The 6,544-nt window shown below is 41.6% G+C and carries 6 protein-coding genes; all 6 read left to right on the forward strand.

From position 1 onward, the window contains the following. Positions 1 to 362 precede the first annotated feature (362 nt). Positions 363 to 1,367 carry a 3-deoxy-7-phosphoheptulonate synthase gene (gene aroF / locus GXZ13_05120; protein ID NLX75199.1) on the forward strand — a complete coding sequence of 335 codons (1,005 nt, stop codon included), beginning with the start codon at positions 363 to 365 and terminating at the stop codon, positions 1,365 to 1,367. Next, the gene (locus GXZ13_05125; protein ID NLX75200.1) at positions 1,364 to 2,200 is read left to right on the forward strand and encodes a prephenate dehydrogenase; all 837 of its coding nucleotides are present in this window, start codon (positions 1,364 to 1,366) and stop codon (positions 2,198 to 2,200) included. The genes aroF and GXZ13_05125 overlap by 4 nt, the downstream gene beginning before the upstream one ends. An 8-nt stretch (positions 2,201 to 2,208) precedes the next feature. Then, a complete protein-coding gene (gene aroB, locus GXZ13_05130) occupies positions 2,209 to 3,267 on the forward strand; it encodes a 3-dehydroquinate synthase (protein NLX75201.1) in 1,059 nt (352 codons plus the stop codon). Continuing rightward, the gene (gene aroA, locus GXZ13_05135) at positions 3,264 to 4,532 is read left to right on the forward strand and encodes a 3-phosphoshikimate 1-carboxyvinyltransferase (protein NLX75202.1); all 1,269 of its coding nucleotides are present in this window, start codon (positions 3,264 to 3,266) and stop codon (positions 4,530 to 4,532) included. Before aroB ends, aroA begins: the two co-directional genes overlap by 4 nt. Beyond that, the gene (gene aroC, locus GXZ13_05140) at positions 4,529 to 5,620 is read left to right on the forward strand and encodes a chorismate synthase (GenBank protein NLX75203.1); all 1,092 of its coding nucleotides are present in this window, start codon (positions 4,529 to 4,531) and stop codon (positions 5,618 to 5,620) included. The genes aroA and aroC overlap by 4 nt, the downstream gene beginning before the upstream one ends. Before the next feature lie 14 nt (positions 5,621 to 5,634). Beyond that, positions 5,635 to 6,544: bifunctional chorismate mutase/prephenate dehydratase (locus GXZ13_05145; protein NLX75204.1), on the forward strand; the 910-nt coding region annotated here is incomplete at its 3' end.

Below are 6,544 nucleotides of genomic sequence, written 5' to 3' on the forward strand. Positions count from 1 at the left end.
TATCCCCTCCGATGACATTATAACTTATACTATTGCTATTACTAGAGGAATTTTAAAATAATTTTCTTTTTTCAGTTTTGCCTATATTGCTTGACAAAGGATTTAAATCGTGCAACACTACATCAAACATTTTGGAAAGGGGCGTCGCCATGTTATCAGTTCGTGAGTTTAACTTTGCAGGCTTTTATTACTTTTATTGGGATTTTGCCAATAAGAGCGATACGTGCTGCATAGACTCAAAAACTGAAGGCAAGTAACAGACGCCTAGCTACAAAAAAAGATAACATCAGTAAGAGCCGCACGGGATCGCAACCGAGCGGCTCTTTTTATTTTGAATTTAATTTTCTGAGGAGTGGTAAAAAATGATTGTAGTTTTAAAAGAGGGGACAACAGAACAGCAGAGAAAAAGCCTTTGTGATTGGTTTAGATCTATGGGGTTGGAAGTTCATATTTCCGAGGGAGAGTACAAGACTATAATCGGCTTGATAGGGGAGACTAGCAAGGTCGATATAGACATGGTTGAAAGCTTAAACATAATAGAAACGGTAAAAAGAATAACTGAGCCATTCAAAAATGCCAATAGAAAATTCCACGCGGATGATTCTGTAGTAGATATTATGGGAAGAAAGATTGGAGGAGGCAACTTCCAAATCATTGCAGGTCCCTGTTCTGTTGAGTCACGAGATCAGATTATTTCAGTTGCTGAGGATGTAAAGAAGTCGGGAGCATCGTTTTTAAGGGGAGGAGCTTTTAAGCCGAGAACTTCTCCTTATGACTTCCAAGGTCTAAAAGCAGAGGGGCTGGAACTTCTCTTTGAGGCTCGTAAAAAGACGGGGCTCCCTATCGTTTCAGAAATAATGAACGTCAAAGATTTGGATTTGTTTGAAGATGTAGACGTTTTACAGGTCGGAGCTCGCAATATGCAGAATTTTGACCTTCTTAAAGAGTTGGGGAAAACGAAAAAACCGGTATTAATTAAAAGAGGTTTAGCAAATACATTGAAAGAACTTTTAATGAGTGCGGAGTACGTAATGTCTGAAGGAAATGAAAATGTAATACTTTGTGAGCGCGGGATAAGAACATATGAGACTTTCACGAGAAACACGTTAGATCTTTCTGCGATCCCTGCTCTGCATGAGCTTACTCATCTGCCAGTGGTTGTAGACCCAAGCCATGCGACTGGATTGGCAAGACTTGTCGAGCCGATGGCAATGGCCGCAGTGGCAGCAGGTGCAGACGGCCTACTTATAGAGGTTCACAACGATCCTCAGAATGCATTGTGTGACGGAGCACAATCTTTGACACCGGGACAGTTCGACAGTCTTGTCAAAAAGGTGAATAGGATAAGGGAGGCCATTGCATCATGAAGATAGGAATAGTTGGTCTTGGCTTAATCGGTGGCTCTTTGGCTAAGGCTTACAAGAAAAACTCAGATAACTGCGTTCTTGGTTTCGATAAACACACTTCTATAGTTGATTTTGCAAAAATTTACGGTGCAGTGGACGAACATTTAACCGAAGATAATATAGGAGAGGGGGATGCTATTTTAATAGCGATAAATCCAAAGGACACAGTTGAGTTTTTGAATGAACATGGGAGCAAGATATCAGAAAAAACTTTGGTTATAGACTGTTGCGGGACGAAACGTACTGTTTGTGAAGAGGGGTTTAAACTTGCAAATGAGTATGGATTTACCTTTGTCGGAGGACACCCAATGGCTGGAACGCACAAATCCGGTTTTTCCAACAGCAGTGCAGAAATGTTTGAAGGTGCACCGATGGTTCTTGTACCTCAAGTTTTTGATGACATACTGCTTTTGGACAGAATAAAAAAGGTGCTTCATCCGATTGGATTTGGATCATTGCACGTGGCAACGGCAGAGAAACATGATTCTGTCATAGCTTTTACTTCGCAACTTGCTCATGTTGTGTCAAATGCTTTTATTAAAAGTCCTACGGCATTAGAGCATAAAGGCGTATCCGCCGGAAGCTATAAAGACCTTACTCGCGTTGCATGGCTGGATTCGGGGATGTGGGCCGACTTATTTATTTCTAACAGAGATAATTTATTAAGGGAATTGGATACGATAATAGACTCTCTATCTGAGTACAGAGAAGCATTGAATAACAATAGTTTTGAAGAGCTTAGAGAGCTGTTAGAAGATGGTAAAAAAGCCAAGGAGGTCGTTGACGGACAGTGAGAGAACTCATAATAGAGACCAAAAGAGAAAGCTATCCTGTTTATATTGGAAGTGGACTGTTAGAAAAAGTAGGAAGCCTTGTAGCAAAGAGAATTCCACTTTCTAAAGCTATTGTCATTACAGATGACAAAGTGGCGAATCTGTATTTGGACAAAGTAGTGAGTTCTATTGAGAGCAGTGATTGTGAAATTTTAACTCACACAATCCCGAGCGGAGAGAGTTCCAAAAACATAGAAGAATACTTGAAGATTATAGATTTATTGTCAGAAGAACAGTTCTCCGGCAGCGATGCTGTTATCGCACTTGGTGGAGGAGTAGTGGGAGATATTGCAGGATTTGCAGCTGCTACATATCTCCGAGGAGTACGCTTTGTTCAGATACCAACAACATTGTTGGCAGCAGTGGATTCTTCTGTCGGAGGAAAAACTGCAATAAATTTGCCGTCCGGAAAGAATCAACTTGGAAGTTTCTACCAGCCCGATCTGGTCATATGTGATACGGGAACATTAAAGACTCTTTCGAAAGAGATTTTTGAAGATGGTTGCGCAGAAGTAATAAAGTACGGAATAATCGCAGACAAAGAGCTTTTTGAAATGTTTAAAGAGCCACTGATGCCACAAATAGAGGAGATAATTGAACGCTGTCTAAAGATAAAAGGTTCTCTCGTTTTGGAAGATGAATTCGACCAGGGAGTTCGGCACTTCTTAAACTACGGCCATACATTTGGCCATGCAATAGAGAAATGCTCTTCCTATCAAATCTCTCATGGCAGAGCTGTTGGAATAGGGATGGTGCTGGCTGCAAAAGTTGCTCTTTCGGAGGGGCTCTGCAGTAAAGATACAAAAGATAAAATAGAAGAGATGATAATTTCTTTTGGTTTGCCTGTTACGACCAATTTTAATGATAAAGAGTTGTATGATGCGATGATTTCAGATAAGAAAAGAAGAAGCGAATTTATTACACTTGTTTTGCCGAAAGAGATAGGAGAGTGCCTGTTGCAGAAGGTTAAAGTGGCAGAGTTGCCCCGTTTGGTTAAATTGGCTTTAAGTGACGGTAGTGTTCGATGAAAGTTATAGTCTCGCCTTCTCAAATAAAAGGAGAGGTTAAGGCGATACCCTCCAAATCTTATGCGCACAGACAGCTAATCTGTTCTGCTTTTGCAAACAGGGACACAAAGATACATTGTGACTCCCTGTCCGAAGACATTACAGCAACAATGAATTGCCTAAGATCACTGGGAGCCGTAGTTCATTTCGAGAATGGGGTAATTACTGTCTCTCCAATAAAGACTCCCGTAAAAAATGCGCGGCTTGACTGCGGAGAGAGCGGTTCAACATATAGATTTTTGGTCCCGGTAGTGGCGGCTCTAGGCTGTGGAGCAACTTTCGTGTTGGGTGGAAGATTGCCTGAAAGACCGATGGAGCATCTCTGGGAGACTCTTGAAAAGCATGGTGTGGAGATATCCGGAAAGGAATCAGCAGAAGTGTCCATATCCGGGGTTCTCTCAGAAGGAGTTTATTCTCTCCCAGGAAATATAAGTTCACAATTTATTAGCGGCTTTTTATTGGCACTGCCACTGCTTGGAAATGCAAGCTCACTTGAAGTGACAGGGCATCTGGAATCTTCAGGGTATCTGGACATAACTATTGATGTGCTCAGCTATTTCGGAGCAGAGATGGAAGAATATGAAAATCGCTACACTTTTGTCGGGAATAAAGGATATTTCTCTCCCGGGAGCTTGATTACAGAAGGAGATTGGTCCAATTCCACATTTTGGTTTTGCGGAGCAGCCGCCTCAAAAAATATAATGAGCTGCAGCAATCTGAATTTAGAGTCCTCTCAGGGGGATATTGCAGTAATGGAAGTTCTTAAAGGGATGGGTGCAAAAATAAAGATTAATAAGTCTAAAGTAACAGTAGAACCCTCATGCTTGAAAGGAATTGAAATAGATGCATCTGAAATACCTGACCTTATTCCGGCTTTAGCCGTAGCTGCCTGTTCTGCAGAGGGGGAGACCTTTATATACAATGCAGGAAGGCTCCGTATGAAGGAGAGCGACAGGCTGTTTTCAATTGCAGAAACTTTAACATCATTGGGAGCAGATGTAAGCGAAGGAAAGGATTCTTTGACAATCAGGGGTGGTAAGAAATTAAAAGGGGGAAAGGTCTTCTCACACGGAGACCATAGGATAGTTATGATGTCGGCCATGGCTTCTCTAATTTCTGAAGAAGAAATTATAATAGAGAGTGCAGAAGCAGTGAACAAATCTTACCCAAATTTTTTCGATGATCTAGCTTCGTTGGGCGCTGTGATCAGGAAGGAGACGTTATGAGTTCTACCTTTGGGAAAAACATTAGAATTTCTATATTTGGACAGTCACACTCAGATAGCATCGGCGTAGTGATGGATGGTCTGCCGGCCGGCCACAAAATAGACTTTGAAGAACTCATGGATTTTATGTCTCGTCGTGCACCGGGCAGAGATGAATACTCAACTCCTCGTTTTGAAGAGGATGCTCCGGAGGTGTTATCAGGGTTGAAAGACGATGTCCTCTGCGGCGCACCCCTTGCTATGATTATAAAAAACAAGAATATAAGACCGTCTGATTATTCGGATATACAAAGTAAAGCAAGGCCTGGACATGCAGACTATACGTCATGGCTGAAATATGGAGATGCTAGAGACCACACAGGAGGGGGACATTTTTCCGGACGTTTGACAGCTCCACTCTGTATTGCGGGGGGAATAATACTTCAACTTCTTGCAGAAGAGGAAGTTTATGTTGGAGCTCATATAAATGAAATCTCAACAGTTAGAGGAGAACGTTTTGACCCGATAAAAATAAGAGTGAATGATTTTAATGCAATAAGAAAAAGAGATTTCCCAGTTCACGATATTCGGGCTGGAGAATTGATGAAAAGGGAGATTGAATCTGCAAAGCAAGATTTAGACTCAGTTGGGGGAGTTATAGAGTGTGCAGTTTTGGGATTCCCAGCCGGAGTTGGTTCTCCTATGTTTAACGGGCTAGAAAACGACTTGTCAGCGGCTCTTTTTGCGATCCCGGCTGTTAAAGGAATTGAGTTTGGCAGTGGCTTTGACGGAAGCAGGACAAGAGGCAGTGCCAATAATGACCCATTTATAATAAAGGATGGGGAGATTGAGACGTCAAGCAACAATCATGGAGGTATTTTGGGAGGTATCAGCTCCGGAATGCCGATTATCTTTAGAGTTGCCATAAAGCCTACTTCATCCATAGGTATCGAGCAGAAAACGGTGGATTTTGTAAATAGAACGGAGTCGACAATAGCTATTAAGGGCAGACATGATCCATGCATAGTACAGAGAGCTGTGCCATGTGTGGAAGCAGCTTCTGCAATAGCACTTTATGATTCCTTATTAGATTTCAAGAATACAAAGTAAGAGGGGGTATAGTTATGGATTTAAAAGATTATAGAAAACAGATAGACGAAATAGATGAGAAATTAAGTAAGCTGTTTTTAGAGAGAATGGAAGTCTCTGCAAACATTGCTAAGTACAAAATAAAAGAGGGACTGCCCGTTAAAGATCCGGGGAGAGAAAGAGAAAAACTTGCAATGGTGATGGAAGATGTTTCTGTTGAAATGCAGCCTTACATGAGAACTCTCTATCTAACTTTATTTGAGCTGGGGCGTGCACATCAGCACAGGCTTACTGCGACGGGAACAAACCTGACAGAGAGGGTTGAAAAAGCGATAAATGAGACACCGAAGACATTGCCGGATGCACCTTTGGTAGCATGCCAAGGAGTCGAGGGATCATTTTCTCAAATAGCTTGCGAAAAGTTATTTGTTGCTCCAAATATTATGTATTTTTCAACATTTGATGCGGTTTTCTCAGCAGTAGATCAAGGACTTTGCCGTTATGCAGTTCTTCCGCTTGAAAACAGCTCTGCAGGTTCTGTAAATAGCATCTATGACCTGATGATTAACTATGACTTTAGTATTGTTAGAAGTACCAGAATAAAAATTGATCACTGCCTTTTGGTGAATAAAGGCACGTCTCTAGCTGACATAAAAGAGATATATTCACATGAACAAGCTCTTGCACAGTGTGCCCGTTTCCTTAGGTCAATGGATAAAGTTAAAATAACGCCTTGTGAAAATACGGCAGGAGCAGCGAAGATGCTTTTTGAATCTGGGCGAAAGGATGCCGCAGCTCTATCTTCTGCTTCTTGTGCCGAGCTTTACGGATTGGATTCCCTTATTAATTCCGTACAGGATTTCGGCGGCAATTATACTAGATTTATCTGCATTTCAAAGAAAATGGAGATTTATCCTGGTTCAGACAAAACCAGTGTAATGGTAA

It is taken from the genome of Synergistaceae bacterium, assembly GCA_012728235.1.
Lineage (GTDB): Bacteria > Synergistota > Synergistia > Synergistales > Synergistaceae > JAAYFL01.